At 46.9% G+C, this 20,524-nt stretch carries 4 protein-coding genes; 2 read left to right on the forward strand and 2 right to left on the reverse strand.

What is annotated here, in order from left to right; genetic code table 11:
- Positions 1-1,482: Calx-beta domain-containing protein (locus tag R7O12_RS12725; RefSeq protein WP_318125896.1), on the reverse strand; the 1,482-nt coding region annotated here is incomplete at its 3' end.
- Between the two features lie 389 nt (positions 1,483-1,871).
- Here R7O12_RS12725 and R7O12_RS12730 point away from each other — a divergent pair.
- Positions 1,872-3,185 carry a TolC family outer membrane protein gene (locus R7O12_RS12730; RefSeq protein WP_021707835.1) on the forward strand — a complete coding sequence of 438 codons (1,314 nt, stop codon included), beginning with the start codon at positions 1,872-1,874 and terminating at the stop codon, positions 3,183-3,185.
- A 2-nt stretch (positions 3,186-3,187) separates the two neighbouring features.
- Entirely contained in the window at positions 3,188-3,802 is a 615-nt protein-coding gene (locus tag R7O12_RS12735) for an OmpA family protein (RefSeq protein ID WP_005377363.1), read from the forward strand.
- Between the two features lie 86 nt (positions 3,803-3,888).
- Here R7O12_RS12735 and R7O12_RS12740 read toward each other — a convergent pair whose 3' ends face one another.
- Entirely contained in the window at positions 3,889-20,220 is a 16,332-nt protein-coding gene (locus tag R7O12_RS12740; protein ID WP_411913081.1) for a tandem-95 repeat protein, read from the reverse strand.
- Positions 20,221-20,524: the final 304 nt, after the last annotated feature.

Here is a 20,524-nt window from a genome sequence, read left to right on the forward strand (position 1 = left end):
CTCAGTTTGCCCTGCTGGCACCGTCACCACGCCATCGTTTGGCACTGCAACCCAACCACTTCCCGTGTTGTATTCTAGGGTGCCCAAATCTCCAACTTCGGTATCACCAAGATTAAGACCCAGTTCCAACTGCGTTTCCGCTTCAGACGCGTTCGATAAGGTGACTTTGAAGTTGGCTGTGTCACCCTCATTGATGGTGCCAGCATCTGAAATAGTCACGCTTGGACGGTCATCATCCGGATCAGGGCCCGGACCACTGCCATCATCCACTATCGTCGCCGTACCCGTATCGCTGCCTTGCACTGCGCCAATGCCAGTCACCGTCACACTGAAATCTTCAGGGCCTTCGTACACCGCGTCATCAATAGAAGCAATGCGCACATCAAACTCAGTTTGCCCCGCTGGCACCGTTACTACGCCATCGCTTGGCACTGCAACCCAACCGGAGCCTGTGTTGTATTCTAAGGTGCCTAAGTCTCCAACTTCGGTGTCACCTAAGTTCAGGCCTAGCTTGACTTGAACAGTGGACTCGGAGGCATTCGACAGCGTCACTTTGAAGTTCGCTGTCTCACCCTCATTAACCGTACCTGCATCACTAATCGTTACCGCTGGGCGATCATCATCAGGATTTGAGCCAGGTCCACTACCATCATCTAAAATAGTGGCAGTCCCAGTAACAGGTGTGCTTTGTTCTTCTGTCGTGCCAGAGAGCGTAAACGTTTCTGGGCCTTCAAATATAGAGTCGTCAATAGAGTCTATAGAGACCGTAAAGTCACTTTCACCCGGTGGGATCGAAATGGTAAAGGTTCCGCTTTCACCGACTGAAACTTCTTCTGTTGTACCATCAGAAAATGTTATGAGGACACGCTCATTGACGTAGTCACTCCCGTTCTCGTCAGCTGAGCCGCCTGTTGCGGTTCCATCAAGGAGAGAAAGAATGACATCAGTGTTGTCTTCAGTTGTTTGACTTAGAGTAATATCGAATACAACTTGGTCACCTTCGTTGATAGTCGGACTAGATATTTCTTGAACTAAGATAGTCGGTGGTACAGGGCCATTAATTACTCTGAAAAGATCCAACAAAGATAGTGCTTGAGTTGTAGATAGTCCGATTCCATCAATACCGACGGTCTCAAAATTCGTACTAGCCAACAATTCAGCGCCAGTACGATCTATTGCACCAGTATTTTGGGGGCTAGAACCACTTTCCTCACCTGCAGCTGGCTCAAAATCCTCACCAAGAGCAGTAGGGTCTTCTCCACTAGCGATAGCCTCGATTAGCGCAGTGACATCATCAGTAACGTTAATTGAACTACCTTGCGGTGTTACCTGTTGTACAATTAATTCTGATGTATCAGAAACTTCCTCAATAATTAATTCACCAGGCTGAGGTAGCTGACCACTTTCAAGACTTCTCAGGTTCCCATCAAGCCCTATAACCACGACATTGCTCATCAATGAACTTAACGCTACTCGATCCATGCTCTTCATCCTTGTATTAGTTTAATTAAAGGCTTGTTACTGCACTAAACACGTCTATAGTTTAGACAAAATATGAATTTTTCGTTTTATTCCAAGAGGATTTAGTTTTTTGAGAGTAATAAGGAAAATAACCGAAGAATTTGCCTTCATTTAAACCAGTTTCCGCTATGCTCTTAAGATAAAAAGGTTTTCTACGAAAAAATCGACCACTTACCAAGCAAGCCTTGCCTCGTATGCTAGAGTTTAGAGAGTAAGATTGTTGTTTTTTATTGAATTAAACATTTAAACATCAACAAGTTGATAATACGCACTAAGAAAATTCATTGTTTGTAACTTCTCGTCTCAAATATGAAACAGAATAAGAGCGACATGATTTTAGGAGAACTAACGTGAGATGGAATCGAGTACATATAGCCTGCTGTTGCTTAATAGTGTCTTCACCAGTTTTCGGTCAAACTCTAGAGCAAGCGGTTGCACAGACGCTACAAAATAACCCCGATATTAAGAGTGCATTTAACGAGTTTATGAGCCAGAAGTACATAAATGAAGCTTCATCAGGTGCTTACCTCCCCTCTGTTGATCTAGATGCTGGAATTGGATATGAAGGATTAGACCCGTCAGATGAAGTTGGTCGAGGAGACACGGATTACACTCGAAAGGAAGCTTCAGTGACACTGACCCAACTAATATGGGATGGTAGCGCTACATTAAATGATATTGATCGAACCGCAGCTGATGCTGAATCTGTTAGATTTCAACTCTTAGCAGATGCTTCAGATAAGGCACTTGAAGTGACTAAAGTGTACTTGGACGCTGTTAAAGCGTATGAAGTCCTAAAGCTTTCAGAAAACAACCTTGCTGTTCATAAAGATATTTACGATGACATTAAAAAACGAGTCAACTCGGGTATCGGCTCTACTGCTGACTTGACGCAGGTAGAAGCACGTTTGGCAAAAGCACACGGAAACTTAGCTGCTGCTCAAAATAACCTGTATGACTCTCACACGATGTTCACTCGTTTAGTCGGTCAAACACCACAAGGGTTAATCTTTCCGAGAGCGGACCAAAACTTTATCCCGTACACGGTTGATGAAGCGGTAGGCTTGGCATTTGAACTTCATCCCGTTATTCAAGTGGCGCTCGCAGACGTAGACTCGGCTAAGTTTCAATACAAACAGTCTAAAGGTGTTAATTACCCAACCATTTCAATTGAAGCTTCGCAAACATGGCGTGACGACGCTGATGGTTTAAAAGGTCGAAGTGATGAGACACTTGCCATGCTGCGTCTACGCTACAACCTATTCAATGGTGGCAGTGATGCAGCGAACTCAGAAAACTTTGCCTACCAGCTAAATAAAGCAAAAGACTTGCGTGAAGGTGCCTATCGCAATGTTGAAGAAGGGTTAAGGCTTTCTTGGAGTGCGCTTGATTTAACATTACAACAAAAAGAGTTTCTATCAGATCATGTAGACTCTGCGTCTGAAACCGTAATTGCTTACGAGAAGCAATATCGCATCGGTAAACGAACACTGCTTGATCTATTGAACACTGAAAACGAGCTCTTTGAGGCGCGTAAAGACTACTTAGATTCTAAATACGCAGAGCAGTACGCCAAATATCGAGTGATGAACGCAACTGGGCAACTGTTGAGTGCATTAAGGGTTGAAATGCCTAAAGAATGGCTAGAAGAAGTGGAGTATTAATTATGAAACACATAGCTTTTATTACACTCTCATTAATGCTCTCCGCATGCAGTTCATCAGATCGTGGTGATGAATATGATTACATAGATACCCCAATTGCCGATCAGTGGGCTGATCATATAGATGATGACTCTGACGGAGTCATTAACGAGCGAGATTTGTGCCCGGGTACACCTTTGGGTGCCGAAATAGACAACGACGGTTGCGGTTCGTACGTTGACTCCTCACAAGAAATGCAAATTCGAGTACTATTTGCGAACGATTCCGATGTGATCAACCCTATCTTTACGCAACAAATTCTTGAACTATCCGACTTTTTGAAAGAGTACCCGAACACGTCTATAGAGATTCAAGGTTATGCTAGTCGCACTGGTACTGCAGAACATAATCTTGACTTATCTAAGCGCCGCGCTGAAAACGTTAGAAAAGAGCTCATGAAGAACGGCATTAGTGGAGATAGAGTTACCATTGTCGGCTATGGAGACACAGTACTTGCGACACAAGGTACAGACCAAGTTAGTCACGCATTGAACCGTCGAGTAACCGCAACAGTGATTGGCCACAAAGGTGAAGTGAAGAAAGAATGGACCGTTTTCACAACACTTCCAAAAAGCTAGCACAACAATAAACAGACCGTAAAAATAAAAGGTCTAGCAAATTGCTAGACCTTTTTGATTTTAAATTTGACTACAGTTTAGCGCTACTACATGTCTTTGTACTGAGCTTCTAAACTCGCAATTAAGCTTTGAGTCACATCATCAACACTTGCACCGTCAAAATGGATGTCCAATGTCGAGCTCCCTTTTGTAATACTCAGGTTTGCCTCAGATCCCCCGTCTGGTGCCACTTCTACATGATACTCTCCGACATCACCAGTATGATCACCTGATTGAAGATCATTAAGAAGCTCTCCAATTTCATCTTTAGATAAGTCGTCAAACAGATCTGAGAAGTCTAGAGCGTCTTCATTTTTATTGAAGTCAGTGACAGTATCAACATCGTTAGTGACTTCACTCCACTTAAAGATGTCGGCCCCTTCTGACCCTGTTAAAGTATCACTACCTAAACCACCAATCAGAATATCATCCCCTTCACCGCCAACGAGTATGTCGTTGCCACCATGACCAAATAGTAAGTCATCACCAGCGCCGCCATATAAATTATCCGATTTATCTCCTTGGTGAGTTTGGTTGAATTCTTCCAAGTTATTTCTAACGTACTCATGTATATCTTCGCCGTCAACGGTAGACACATCCTGACCCGTTTGCTGCGCCACATGTGATTGAATCGCACTTAAGCCTTGTTCATTACCACCAAACTCAATTAAGTCACCTAACAAGATATCGTTACCTTCACCTCCTTGAATAGTGTCTGAACCTTGTTTGAGAGGTACATCTTGACCCAATATCGTTTCAGCAAGCTTAGTAACATCAATATCTGACTCTACCACACCATCAGTGTCATACTGCTTGAGTGTATGTTCATCAACGCCACTCCCAAGACCTATCGCTTCTATAGAGGACAATGCCGCTAGTACTTGATACATGTGTTGAGCTTGTGTCGAGCTATTCCCTTCATCGTAATAACGGATAGAGCCATAATATCTGTCGATATCGCCAAGGATTCTTCCTGTTAGCGGTGAATAAACCTTACCGTAACTATCTATAACGACATCACCTTTGTAGGTAACTGTTTGTCCGTATGAGTAATTGTTTTTACTCGCAATATCTTGCAGGGTAACAAGCTTGCCAGAATTATCGACGTCCAAAATCACTTTCGAGAATTCACTCGGTGCTACACCATAGAGGTATGTTGCTCTATTTGGTTGACCATCCGTAACAAAGTACGTGATATTTTGGCCATTAGGGTTAGGTTGACTGCTGAACCATTCAACGGCCGACTGTAAGCCCGCCTCATAGTTTGTGCCGCCAGAACCCTCATCATCAATTACACGATTCAACTCTTCTACAAACTCTTTTCTTGCTGTAAGAGAACTCAAGTCAACAGAAATCACCGCTGATGCACTTGAAGCAAATTCACTAAGGTGAATATTCACTGTCCCTGGCTTCTCTCCTTGATTTACCGCACTTAACAGCTCATCAAACACGTCTAGCACTTCTTGCTTCGCAGTTCCTACCCAGTTACCCATGCTCCCTGAAGTATCCAGAACAAATGCGATGTTGTAGTCCTGACCTGCAATGATCTCCAATCCTTGAACATCACCAACAATAATATCGTGATCGTCACTACCCGTTATCTGATCATTCCCATGCGATCCCGACTCCAACACATAGTCACGAGCTGTAAGCTCAACGGATTCAGTTGTTGAAGCTGCGTCATTATTTGATCCTTCAACAGACGTAGCAGTAACGCTTAGCGGGAACTCTAAGCTGCCTTCATAATCGAATGGCACTCTGATATCCAGGGAAAGCTTACCATCTGTACCAAGAGTGACAGGGTAATCTCCATTTGAATCTTGCTTAATTGCGACCCCATCAACATACACGTCAACACCGTCTGGTAGATCTTGTACAAGAGCAGTCTGCGCTAAATCCTCACTTCCATCGACATCAACTAGATCAACATCCACATCGACCGAAATCCAGCGATCTTGAAGCACTTCATAAGTGCCATCAGGTTTCAAATCAACAATTTTGTCTGCAAAAACAACGCGTTCAATTTCATATAAATGATCACCTCGGTCATCACTACCTGTATGATCGTTTACCGAATCGATAGAACGACTATCTAATAAAATCCAATATGGAACTTTACCTCCATGATCGTCTTTGAAGGTCATTTTGTAGTCATCAAAGTTCCCTGTTAAGTAGACTGTATCTTTACCATCATGCAGAGTAAGACTGGTCGCGTCATCACCATAAAACGTATCATTGTTACCACCGCCAACAAATACGTCATCGCCACCGCCACCATAGAATACATCGTTGAAATCTGTCCCAACAAACAAGCTGTCGGTGTCACTTAAGTCAGTATTGACTCCCAACACAACACCAGCGTGTGTATTAATTTTAGGTACTGCATTATCCAACCCAAGGTTGGCTGCGACAGCCTCATTTTCGGTATTGGTATTATTTATTGCCGATGTAGCTAAGTGATGGTTTGGATCAATAGCATCTCGTTTAACTAAGTCGCCAACATTGATCGTGATCGTAGGTGCATCTGCGATAGCAACAACATTGATATCAAGTGTATTTGTTACGCCAGTATTTGTGGTATAGCTAATTAATGGAACGTCACCTGACCAATGCTCAGCAGGTTCAAATATGTAACTACCATCTCGGTTTACTAGTAACGTACCACTAGTCAAAGAAACACTTTCGCCTACCTCGTAATCAGCACCATCGATAGTAAGATGATCTACCATCAGAATATTGTCGCCGTCAGAGTCATTAAGCAATACATTCCCTTGTAGAGTATTGTCTTCTATGGTTTCGCCCAAATCACTTTCCGTTTCCGTCGGTAAGTTCTCATGTACTACAACATTGATCGCCAAGTTAGATTCTGCTGAATCACCATTCGAGCTTTCTGTACTCGTTGCAGTCAAATTGATAGTGAAGTCATCATGGGAGCCCGCAGGTGGAGTCACAGTAAGTGCATCTAATGCCCAACTTGTCACGTCCAGTTCTTCATCAATAGTTGCGACAGTAATAGAACTATTTCCATCTGAAAGGATCGCACCTACAGGTAAGCCAGTTAGCGTGACTTTAAGTGATTCAGAGCCATCTGTATCATTTAAGCTTGCTTTAATTTCAGAGAGCGGTATCGCTGTATCTTGTAACCCTTCGTTCAGCTGGTATGTTTCGTAAAACGCAACACCATTAACTTCTTGTAGTTCAGACGTTCTGATATCAGTTGCTTCTAGTGCACTTTCATCACTAACTACGTAAAGACTACTATTGCTCAGGTTGACAGGCGCTTGTCCATTAATGGATACATCCACATTAAAGTTACCCGGACCACTTTGGTTATGGTGATAAATTTCAATTGGATAAAAGCCAGATACCGAAGGGGTAAAGCTAGCTCCCTTAATATCACCACTGTCGCTCCCCCAACGAGCTTGATCAAGTAACGTACCACCCAACTTGATTGCAAGGCTATCATCGGCTTGACCGACAAAGTCGTAACTCGAGCCAGCTTCGAGATAAACAAGAGATGTGACTAGAACGGCCTCATTTGCCAAGGTTGCATGAGTCCCTAAATCTTCCACATTTGCCCAACTCAATCGAGTACCATCGGCTTCATTAAGAGCGTTGATCGCTGAGATTAGAGTCTCTCCATTGACCCCCATACCATCACTAGAACCAACTTGAACATTACTCCATGTCGTAACGTTAAACTCTTGTTGAGGCAATGAGTTTAATGGCGTCACTGCAATTAAGTTCGGTTTGTCAGCTACAGGGTTCACGTCTATTGTCAGTGTCGACTCTTGACCAGAGCTCTGCCCATCTGTCGGTTTAAAACCAATTTGAGCGTAACTAGATTCCTGATCTCCGACTTGATTTCCGCCGAAGCTGTCACTGCCTGATTCATTTAATTCAGGTACAAAACGAACACCGTTTTCCTCAAAAAGCGATTTATCGAGGACTTGATCGATTTGTACAGACTGCCAATCGCCTTGCGAATCTCTGTACTCTAATGAGCCATCGCTAGGAAGCGTTGTAATTTGGACGGATAGGTCTGATACATCAGAGTCCACATCGCTAATACCGAATGATGACCAATCAAGCATCACTTGAGTATCTTCATTCATCTCAACCACTGAAGGCGAAGATTCAGGAGCATCATTCACATTTACCAGAGAAACATTTACCTCGGCAGTATCAATCCCGCCAGTTCCATCGATAACCTCAACCTGAAGCGTATAATCGCCCAAGTCAACATCATCGATTGTCTTGTTCAATGAAATCTCTCCACTTGTCGGGTCGATATCAAAAATACCATTAGTGCTCGAGCCATCTGCAAAGCGGTATACAAGCACGTCATTATCGTGATCTTCAGCAACGACCGTGCCGATAACGGCCCCACTCACCGTGTTTTCGTTAACTGACCCGAAGTCGTAAACATCATCATTTGGTTTGTCACCAGCACTATCGCCGCCAGAAATAAACTCTGGAGCGTGCTGAGCATCTATAATAGAGACTGTTGCTTCATTCGAGTCACTTGCAAGCGTCGAATCTGCACCAACCGTATCAATTAGAGTCACGGTTAGGTTTTCAAGATCTTCGTAAATACCATCATCGAGAGTTTTTATATCAATCGGCGCCGACGTTTTACCCGCTGGAATCGTGACTGTGTACGTACTTGGAGCAATATAATCTTTGTCATCAACATTCCCTCCGATTGTGAATGTTACCAGTACATCTTCATCTGCTTTTTGGTCAATGTTGACGATAAATTTTGCATCACTACCTTCATCAACTGAGGATTGATCTGAGCTAATAGTCACTTTCGGTGCACTTTGGGCATCAACGATCACAACACTTGCGCTGTTATTTGAAGCAATGCTCGCATCAGCGCCATCAACCTCTTTAATGGTTACTGTGAAAGATTCTGCGCCCTCATAAATACCATCGGTGACCGTCAGTAAGTCAAGAGCAGCTGAAGATTGACCCGCAGGAACTTCAACACTCAGAACGCCAACAAAATCTTTTCCATCTTGGGCCACGCCACTATATTCGACATGAACCGTAACACTCTCATCTGCAACTTTATCAAGTGTCAGCGTAAAGCCTGCCGTTTCACCTTCATTTACGCTATTTTGATCGGCACTAATACTAACTAAAGGTGCAGGATCAGAATCCACAATATTTGCGTTACCAGTTGCAATACCATTACTGGTGACACTACCGATTTCCGTAACCGTAAGACCAAAGCTCTCATCACCTTCATGGACATTATCTAGTTTGGTCGGGACTGCGACTTTAATTTCAGCGACACCTGGAGGTATAGTAACGTCTCCATTAGGCGCTATATCTAATGTTTGAGTTTGACCATGAGTATCCACATAGGTCACTACCATAGTGCCTAGATCAACATCTTCCGCAGTATAGCTATCATTTGTTGTTGACTTCAGATTGACGACAACGGCCTCTTGAACAGGGTTAGAGAGTAAAACGGTAAATATTGCGTCAGTTCCTTCAATGACATCGCCGGCATCTACTACGCTAAGTTTTGTACTGTCATTATCAAGAACTGTTGCCGTCCCCGTTTCACCGCCGATCTCAAGAACGATCGTTTCGCTGCTTTCCACAACCAAGTCATCAATAGTCGGAATCGATATTTCGAAGCTACTTATACCTGCAGGAACAATCAAGTAACCACCTAAGAAAACAACACCATTTGTATAGGTTGCATTTGATAGATTTACGTCATTCTTATCAACTGAAGAACCTTGAGCAAGCATATCAACTTGGTACTTAACGGCAGTGCTAGTGGTTTCATTTAGAACAACCGAGAACGTGACATTGTCACCCTCAGTCACGCTATCACCGACCACAGACAGGCTTGGCCCATTTTCAGCAATATTACCATCTAGCATTTCATTAACGATATTGACTGTAGATGGATCGCTAACGCCATTTTCAGAGTCGACTGCCACATATCCAAAGCTGTCTTCGGCAGGTACACCTTCTACATAACGTAACTCCCAGTTCCCTTCATTTTTCGTAGAAAAATCTAACTGAGTAATGACCGAACCTTCAGGAAGAGCTAGATCTTTCCCATAACCAACGCTTGTTTCTTGGAATAGCATGAAGTTGCCTTCAGGCTTCAAAAACTCGAACGTTTGAGTCTGTTGGACATTATTTGAATCTAAGTATGTAACCGTAATAAGTGCTGCGTTGTCATCACCGTAATCAAACAATCCACCTAATCCATCTAAGCCAAGGTTTACGCTGCCCACAGGGTTATTAGACAAATCGATCGTAATCGTTTCACCTTTCTCAATACCCTGCCCATCATTGTCAGCGATACCATTGCCGATGTGTGACACCTGGCGGTTGTACTGCGCAAGCTCACCGCTATCAGAAGAAATGGTGATAGAAGCTCCATTTGCTAAATGCTCAGTACGGGAGTGTGATGGACCTCCGTCCTCACTTAGCCCCCAATTATTGAAATCTGTTGTAGACTCGGAACTATTTGGTGTATCTGGGCGATCCTTGATACCTAATAAGAAACCCACATTATCAGCTTCATAGTAAAGGCTGTCTTTGTCATAAAGCGTATCGCTTACTTCTTTAATTTCGTGCAACCCACCATCACTATCTTTAAAGAACAACGTACCTGAGGTTGGCAGTTCAGTAATTCGGACATGTAGATCGTTGCCTTTTAAGTCGTCTTCAACATCCGCGATATGATCTTGAGAGTCACCGCGACCCAGAGGCTTCGTATCGGTATCAAACACAACGTGCGTAAGCTGAACATCGGCCACATGCGTAAAGTCTTCACTGTCAGGTTTGTCGTTTACTGGCGTGACATCGACGTTAACAATGGTGGATTCACTGACACCACCGGAGGTAACGATGTAGGTAAAACTGTCTGCCCCGTGATAGTTGTCGTTTGGCGTGTAAGTGACGCTGCCGTCCGGGTTGACCGAGACCGTGCCGTTGGCTGGGCCGTTATTGCTATCCAGCGACACCAATTTGTCGTCGCCTTCGAACGTGTCGTTACCTAAAACCTTGATGATGGTTGGTGTGTCTTCCACAACCGTCGCGTTGTCTGCCACGATGTCTGCCACAGGCGCTACTGTAAAGTTCACCGTTTGGCTAACGCTTTCGCCGCTTGGATCGGTGGCCGTAAAGGTCAGCGCTTCTGAGCCGTTCCAGTCTGCGGTTGGAGTGAACGTAGCAATCCCATTGACGATCGCCACTTGAATGTTGCTGTTGCCAGAGACACTGAAGCTCAGCTCGCCATCTACGTTATCCACATCACTGAAAGCGGTATTTAGATCGATGCTGTATGGCGTAAAGTCTTCCGCCAAGGTTTGGTCTGCGAGGTTGCTTTCAACCACAGGCGTGTCGTTCACCGCATTCACGGTGACGTTGACCGTCGCTTGGTCAGTCAGCGAGCCATCGGTAACGGTGTAAGTGATTTCAGCGTCACCATGGAAGTTCTCAGCCGGTGTGAACACCAGTTTGCCGTCAACGATCTCGACTGTCCCTTGGTCACTCGGCACAGATGCCGAGTCAATACGTAATGTATCACCATCGATGTCAGTATCGTTTGGCAGAACATCAATCGTCACTGGTGTATCTTCGTCAGTAACGGCATTGTCATTGGTCGCCACTGGCGCATCGTTGACTGGCGTCACATCGACGTTCACCGTGGTGGACTCCGATACCCCACCGGAGGTGACGATGTAGGTAAAGCTGTCTGTACCGTGGTAGTTGTCGTTTGGCGTGTAGGTCACGCTGCCGTCCGGGTTGACCGAGACCGTGCCGTTAGCTGGACCATTGTTGGTATCCAGCGACACCACTTTGTCGTTGCCTTCGAACGTGTCGTTACCTAAAACCTTAATGATGGTCGGCGTGTCTTCCACAACCGTCGCTTTGTCTGCCACGATGTCCGCCACAGGCGCAACCGTAAAGTTCACCGTTTGGCTAACGCTTTCGCCGCTTGGATCGGTGGCCGTAAACGTCAACGCTTCTGAGCCGTTCCAGTCTGCGGTTGGAGTGAACGTAGCAATACCGTTGACGATCGCCACTTGAATGTTGCTGTTGCCAGAAACGCTGAAGCTCAGATCGCCATCCACGTTATCCACGTCGCTGAACGCGGTATTTAGATCGATGCTGTATGGCGTAAAGTCTTCTGCCAAGGCTTGGTCTGCGAGGTTGCTTTCAACCACAGGCGTGTCGTTCACCGCATTCACGGTGACGTTGACCGTCGCTTGGTCAGTCAGTGCACCATCAGTAATCGTGTAAGTGATTTCAGCGTCACCATGGAAGTTCTCAGCCGGTGTGAAGACCAGTTTTCCATCAATAATTTCGACTTTACCTTGGTCACTCGGCACAGACGCCGAATCAATGCTTAACGTATCGCCATCAATGTCGGTGTCGTTTGGTAGGACATCAATCGTCACTGGCGTGTCTTCGTCAGTAACAGCTGTATCATCTTTTGCCACTGGCGCATCGTTGACTAGTGTGACATCGACGTTCACCGTGGTGGACTCTGATACCCCACCCGACGTAACGATGTAGGTGAAGCTGTCAGCCCCATGGTAGTTGTCATTCGGCGTGTAAGTGACGCTGCCATCCGGGTTGACCGAGACCGTGCCGTTCGCTGGACCGTTATTGGTATCCAGCGACACCACTTTGTCGTCGCCTTCGAACGTGTCGTTACCTAAAACCTTAATGATGGTTGGTGTGTCTTCCACAACCGTCGCGCGGTCAGATTCAATATCTGCCACAGGCGCAACTGTGAAGTTCACAGTTTGGCTAACGCTTTCGCTGCTTGGATCGGTGGCGGTAAAGGTCAACGCTTCAGAGCCGTTCCAGTCTGCGGTTGGAGTGAACGTAGCAATGCCATTGACGATCGCCACTTGAATGTTGCTGTTGCCGGAGACACTGAAGGTCAGATCGCCATCCACGTTATCCACATCGCTGAAAGCGGTATTTAGATCGATGCTGTATGGCGTAAAGTCTTCCGCCAAGGCTTGGTCTGCAATGCTGCTTTCAACCACAGGCGCGTCGTTCACCGCATTCACGGTGACGTTGACCGTCGCTTGGTCAGTCAGTGAACCATCAGTAACCGTGTAAGTGATTTCGGCGTCGCCATGGAAGTTCTCGGCTGGCGTGAAGACCAATTTACCATCAACAATCTCAACTGTGCCTTGCGCTTCAGGTACGGACGCCGATTGGATAGACAGCGTATCACCATCAATATCAGTGTCGTTTGGCAGGACATCAATCGTCACTGGCGTGTCTTCGTCAGTAACAGCGGTATCATCTTTTGCCACTGGCGCATCGTTCATTGGCGTGACATCGACGTTCACCTTGGTGGATTCACTGACGCCACCGGACGTCACGATGTAGGTGAAGCTGTCTGTACCGTGGTAGTTGTCGTTCGGCGTGTAAGTGACGCTGCCGTCCGGGTTGACCGAGACCGTGCCGTTGGCTGGACCGTTATTGCTATCGAGCGACACCACTTTGTCGTTGCCTTCGAACGTGTCGTTATCTAAGACCTTGATGATGGTCGGCGTGTCTTCCACAACCGTCGCGTTGTCTGCCACAATGTCAGCCACAGGCGCTACCGTGAAGTTCACCGTTTGGCTGACGCTTTCTCCGCTTTGATCGGTAGCCGTAAACGTTAGGTTTTCTGAGCCATTCCAGTCTGCGGTTGGAGTGAACGTAGCAATGCCATTGACGATCGCCACTTGAATGTTGCTGTTGCCAGAGACACTAAACGTTAACTCACCATCGGCGTTATCCACATCGCTGAAAGCGGTATTCAGATCGATGCTGTATGGCGTAAAATCTTCCGCCAAGGTTTGGTCTGCAATGTTGCTTTCAACCACAGGCGCGTCGTTTACCGCATTCACAGTGACGTTAACCGTCGCTTGGTCAGTCAGTGCACCATCGCTAACGGTGTAAGTGATTTCAGCGTCACCATGGAAGTTCTCAGCCGGTGTGAACACCAACTTGCCGTCAACAATTTCAACTGTACCTTGGTCACTCGGCACAGACGCCGAATCAATGCTTAACGTATCACCATCGATGTCAGTATCGTTTGGTAGGACATCAATCGTCACTGGCGTGTCTTCGTCAGTAACAGCGGTATCATCTTTTGCCACTGGCGCGTCATTCACTGGTGTGACATCGACGTTCACCGTGGTGGACTCTGACACCCCACCGGAGGTGACGATGTACGTGAAGCTGTCTGTACCGTGGTAGTTGTCGTTTGGCGTGTAGGTTACGCTGCCGTCCGGGTTGACCGAGACCGTGCCGTTAGCTGGACCGTTGTTGGTATCCAGCGACACCACTTTGTCGTCGCCTTCAAACGTGTCGTTACCTAAGACCTTGATGATGGTTGGCGTATCTTCTACAACCGTCGCGTTGTCTGCCACGATGTCCGCCACAGGCGCTACCGTGAAGTTCACCGTTTGGCTAACGCTTTCGCCGCTTGGATCGGTGGCAGTAAACGTCAACGCTTCTGAGCCGTTCCAGTCTGCCGTTGGGCTAATAGTCGCAATGCCATTTTCTATTGAGACATTGACATTACTGTTGCCAGAAACGCTAAAGCTCAGATCGCCATCCACGTTATCCACGTCGCTGAACGCGGTATTTAGATCGATGCTGTATGGCGTAAAGTCTTCTGCCAAGGCTTGGTCTGCGATGCTACTTTCAACCACAGGCGTGTCATTCACCGCATTCACGGTGACGTTGACCGTCGCTTGGTCAGTCAGTGCACCATCGCTAACGGTGTAAGTGATTTCAGCGTCACCATGGAAGTTCTCAGCCGGTGTGAACACCAACTTGCCGTCAACAATTTCAACTGTACCTTGGTCACTCGGCACAGACGCCGAATCAATGCTTAACGTATCACCATCGATGTCAGTATCGTTTGGTAGGACATCAATCGTCACTGGCGTGTCTTCGCCAGTGACAGCGGTATCATCTTTTGCCACTGGCGCATCGTTGACTGGCGTGACATCGACGTTCACCGTGGTGAATTCCGATACCCCACCGGAGGTAACGATGTACGTGAAGCTGTCTGTACCGTGGAAGTTGTCGTTTGGCGTGTAAGTGACGCTGCCATCCGGGTTGACCGAGACCGTGCCGTTAGCTGGACCGTTATTGGTATCCAGCGACACCACTTTGTCGTCGCCTTCGAACGTGTCGTTATCTAAGACCTTAATGATGGTTGGCGTATCTTCCACAACCGTCGCTTTATCTGCCACGATATCCGCCACTGGCGCTACTGTGAAGTTCACCGTTTGGCTAACGCTCTCGCCGCTTGGATCGGTAGCCGTAAACGTCAGCGCTTCTGAGCCGTTCCAGTCTGCCGTTGGAGTGAACGTAGCAATCCCATTGACGATCGCCACTTGAATGTTGCTGTTGCCAGAGACGCTAAACGTTAACTCGCCATCCACGTTATCCACATCACTGAAGGCCGTATTTAGATTGATGGTGTATGGCGTAAAGTCTTCCGCCAAGGTTTGGTCTGCAATGCTACTTTCAACCACAGGCGTGTCGTTCACCGCATTCACGGTGACGTTGACCGTCGCTTGGTCAGTCAGTGAACCATCGGTAACGGTGTAAGTGATTTCAGCGTCACCATGGAAGTTCTCAGCTGGTGTGAACACCAATTTGCCATCAACAATTTCGACTTTACCTTGTGCTTCAGGTACAGACGCCGATTCAATCGACAGCGTATCACCATCAATATCAGTATCGTTTGGCAGAACATCAATCGTCACTGGCGTGTCTTCGTCAGTGACAGCGGTATCATCTTTTGCCACTGGCGCGTCATTCACTGGCGTGACATCGATGTTCACCGTGGTGAATTCCGATACCCCACCGGAGGTAACGATGTACGTGAAGCTGTCTGTACCGTGGAAGTTGTCGTTTGGCGTGTAAGTGACGCTGCCATCCGGGTTGACCGAGACCGTGCCGTTAGCTGGACCGTTATTGGTATCCAGCGACACCACTTTGTCGTCGCCTTCGAACGTGTCGTTATCTAAGACCTTAATGATGGTTGGCGTATCTTCCACAACCGTCGCTTTATCTGCCACGATATCCGCCACTGGCGCTACTGTGAAGTTCACCGTTTGGCTAACGCTCTCGCCGCTTGGATCGGTAGCCGTAAACGTCAGCGCTTCTGAGCCGTTCCAGTCCGCAGTTGGGCTAATGGTCGCGATGCCATTTTCAATCGACACCAACACGTTGCTGTTGCCGGACACTGAGAAGTTCAGTGCGGAGTCGCTGTCTTTAAATGCGTCGTTTAAATCAATCGTGTAGCTCGTAAAATCTTCTGCTAACACTTGATCTGAAATCACATTGTCGACTGTTGGTGCATCGTTAACGCGATTCACAATCAAACTATCACTGTCGCTAACCGTTGGATTAACACCATCCGATACTGATGCGCTGATCGTTAGGTCTTTAAGGTTGAGTTCGTCGTTGTTAACCGCGTCAACACCCGCTTGAGTCAGTTTGACTTCATCGCCAACTAACGCAAAGTAGCCGTTTGAGTTGTTTTCTAAAGAAACGGTTAATTGCTCTTCTGGCGTATCGGTATCAGCGACTTCCAACGTTGCCACTATCGTATCGGTACTCACTGCGTCTTCAGTGATACTTTCTACAGCATCGACCTTGATCGTTGGCGCATCGTTCACTGGATTAACGGTAACGGCTACTTTCGCTTGGTCAGTCAGCGAACCATCGGTGATGGTGTAAGTGATTTCGGCATCACCATTGAAGTTCTCGGCCGGTGTGAAGACCAGTTTGCCATCAACAATCTCAACTGTACCTTGGTTACTCGACACAGACGCCGATTGGATAGATAGCGTATCGCCATCCACATCGGTGTCGTTTGGCAGGACATCAATCGTCACTGGCGTGTCTTCGTCAGTAACGGCATTGTCATTGGTCGCCACTGGCGCGTCATTGACTGGTGTGACATCGACGTTCACCGTGGTGGACTCCGATACCCCACCGGAGGTAACGATGTAGGTGAAGCTGTCTGTACCGTGGTAGTTGTCGTTCGGCGTGTAGGTTACGCTACCATCTGGGTTGACCGAGACCGTGCCGTTCGCTGGACCGTTATTAGTATCCAGCGACACCACTTTATCGTCGCCTTCAAACGTATCGTTACCTAAGACCTTGATGATGGTTGGCGTGTCTTCCATGGCCGTTGCTTTATCTGCCACGATGTCCGCCACAGGCGCCACTGTGAAGTTCACCGTTTGGCTAACGCTTTCGCCGCTTGGATCGGTGGCGGTAAAGGTCAACGCTTCTGAGCCGTTCCAGTCTGCGGTTGGAGTGAACGTAGCAATACCGTTGACGATCGCCACTTGAATGTTGCTGTTGCCAGAGACACTGAAGCTCAGCTCGCCATCCACGTTATCCACATCACTGAAAGCGGTGTTTAGATCGATGCTGTATGGCGTAAAGTCTTCCGCCAAGGTTTGGTCTGCAATGTTGCTCTCAACCACAGGCGTGTCGTTCACCGCATTCACGGTGACGTTGACCGTCGCTTGGTCGGTCAGTGCACCATCGGTCACGGTGTAAGTGATTTCGGCGTCGCCATAGAAGTTCTCAGCCGGTGTGAACACCAGTTTGCCGTCAACAATCTCGACTGTACCTTGGTCACTCGGCACAGATGCCGAATCAATGCTTAAGGTATCGCCATCAATGTCGGTGTCGTTTGGCAGGACATCAATCGTCACTGGCGTGTCTTCGTCAGTAATGGCCGTGTCATCTTTTGCCACTGGCGCATCGTTGACTGGTGTGACATCGACGTTCACCGTGGTGGACTCCGATACCCCACCGGAGGTGACGATGTAGGTGAAGCTGTCTGTACCGTGGTAGTTGTCATTCGGCGTGTAGGTCACGCTGCCGTCCGGGTTGACCGAGACCGTGCCGTTAGCTGGTCCATTGTTGGTATCCAGCGACACCACTTTATCGTTGCCTTCGAACGTGTCGTTACCTAAGACCTTGATGATGGTTGGCGTGTCTTCCACGACCGTTGCTTTATCTGCCACGATGTCCGCCACAGGCGCAACTGTGAAGTTCACCGTTTGGCTAACGCTCTCACCGCTTGGATCGGTAGCCGTAAACGTTAGGATTTCTGAGCCGTTCCAGTCTGCGGTTGGAGTGAATGTAGCAATGCCATTGACGATAGCCACTTGAATGTTGCTGTTGCCAGAGACACTAAACGTTAACTCACCATCGGCGTTATCCACATCGCTGAAAGCAGTATTTAGATCGATGCTGTATGGCGTGAAATCTTCCGCCAAGGTTTGGTCTGCAATGCTACTTTCAACCACAGGCGTGTCGTTCACCGCATTCACGGTGACGTTGACCGTCGCTTGGTCAGTCAGTGAACCATCGGTAACGGTGTAAGTGATTTCAGCGTCACCATGGAAGTTCTCAGCTGGTGTGAACACCAATTTGCCATCAACAATTTCGACTTTACCTTGTGCTTCAGGTACAGACGCCGATTGGATAGACAGCGTATCACCATCAATATCAGTATCGTTTGGCAGAACATCAATCGTCACTGGCGTGTCTTCGTCAGTAACGGCATTGTCATTGGTCGCCACTGGCGCGTCGTTCACTGGTGTGACATCGACGTTCACCGTGGTGGATTCACTGACGCCCCCAGACGTAACGATGTAGGTGAAGCTGTCTGTACCGTGGTAGTTGTCGTTTGGTGTGTAGGTTACGCTACCATCCGGGTTGACCGAGACCGTGCCGTTCGCTGGACCGTTATTGGTATCCAGCGACACCACTTTATCGTCGCCTTCAAACGTATCGTTATCTAAGACCTTGATGATGGTTGGCGTGTCTTCCATGACCGTTGCTTTATCTGCCACGATGTCCGCCACAGGCGCCACTGTGAAGTTCACCGTTTGGCTAACGCTTTCGCCGCTTGGATCGGTAGCCGTAAAGGTTAGGATTTCTGAGCCGTTCCAGTCTGCCGTTGGGCTAATGGTCGCGATGCCATTTTCAATCGAAACCAACACGTTGCTGTTGCCAGAGACGCTAAACGTTAACTCACCATCAACGTTATCCACGTCGCTGAAAGCGGTATTCAGATCGATGGTGTATGGCGTAAAGTCTTCCGCCAAGGTTTGGTCTGCGAGGCTGCTTTCAACCACAGGCGTGTCGTTCACCGCATTCACGGTGACGTTGACCGTTGCTTGGTCAGTCAGTGCACCATCAGTAACCGTGTAAGTAATTTCGGCGTCGCCATAGAAGTTCTCGGCCGGTGTGAACACCAATTTGCCGTCAACAATCTCGACTGTACCTTGTGTTTCAGGTACGGAAGCCGATTGGATAGACAGCGTATCGCCATCAATGTCGGTGTCGTTTGGCAGGACATCAACCGTTACTGAACTATCTTCCTCTGTAATTGTTGTATCATTAGAGGCAATAGGCGCATCGTTAACTGAGTTTACTGTTACCGAAACTTGGGCTTCATCCTCTAACTCACCATCTGAGATGGTGTAGCTAATCGTTGCATTACCGTTGAAATTTTCGGCCGGAGTGAAAACAAGCTTACCATCGATAATCTCAACGATACCTTGCTCTTCTGGTACAGAAGCAGAGGTAATGATTAAATCATCACCTTCAATATCACTGTCGTTAGCGAGCACATCAATTACAACCTGGGAATCTTCGTCAGTTTGAATCGCATCATTAGTTGCTATTGGCGCGTCATTAACAGGCGTAATATCTAAATTAGCAGTGCCATTAATAACACCACCATCATCATCAATGATGTCATAGGAGAATGACACTTCAGTGTCATCATCAGCTTCTGGGATGTAAGTCCAAGAGCCATCGCTGTTATCAATTAAGGTGCCATTCCCACTCTCAATAGTGACGTTTGTAATGACAAGAGTATCGGCATCATCAATATTGACATTCGATAGTAATTCTTCAGTAGTTATCGTGATTGGATCGCTATCTTCCTCAACAGCGCTTAATGTCACTGGAGAATTAGTAAGTGGCTTACTTGAGCCATCCCCACTTGTCTCGATATCTGTTGTGAAGAAGTCATTTAAGGTCAACGCTTGTGTTTCAGATAAGCCGAGGGATTCTAGGCCAATAGTTTCAAAGTTTGTTGAGGCTAGCACTTCAGTACCATCTCGTACAATCGTGGCACTATTTTGCAAACTGGAGCCACTATTTTCACCCGCTGCAGGTGCGAGTTCTTCATCAATAGCAGAAGGGTCTTGACCTTGCTCAATAGCACTAATAATCTGTGCTACATCGTCTGAAATATCTTTTAAACCTTGCTCTTGAGCAAGCTGAATTTTCAGGTCTTGAGGCGCAGCATCTGTCATTGCCACTATCACTTCACCTGGTAGAGGCTGCTGTCCTTCTGCAAGGACTCTCAGCTGCCCATCCAAACCTATTACGACGACTTAATTACCGAGTGGCACTAATGCTGTACGATCCATATAAACCTTAACCCTAAATAACTGTCAAGTTTTTGACCAATAATACTAATTTGCTATATATTGCCCGAATATATAGTGCAATAACAGCAATTTGATGCTCAATGAAGTAATTATGTGTCATACATCAATAAGAATCCAGACGCATAAGTGTTTTATTTTATTAAAATCTGGACACTCGTTTCTAGCCATTACC

It is taken from the genome of Vibrio sp. Vb1574, from assembly GCF_033338675.1.

Coding starts and splice junctions, on each gene's coding strand:
- R7O12_RS12735 (WP_005377363.1), top strand. CDS start 3,188: ATGAAACACATAGCTTTTATTACACTCTCATTAATGCTCTCCGCATGC.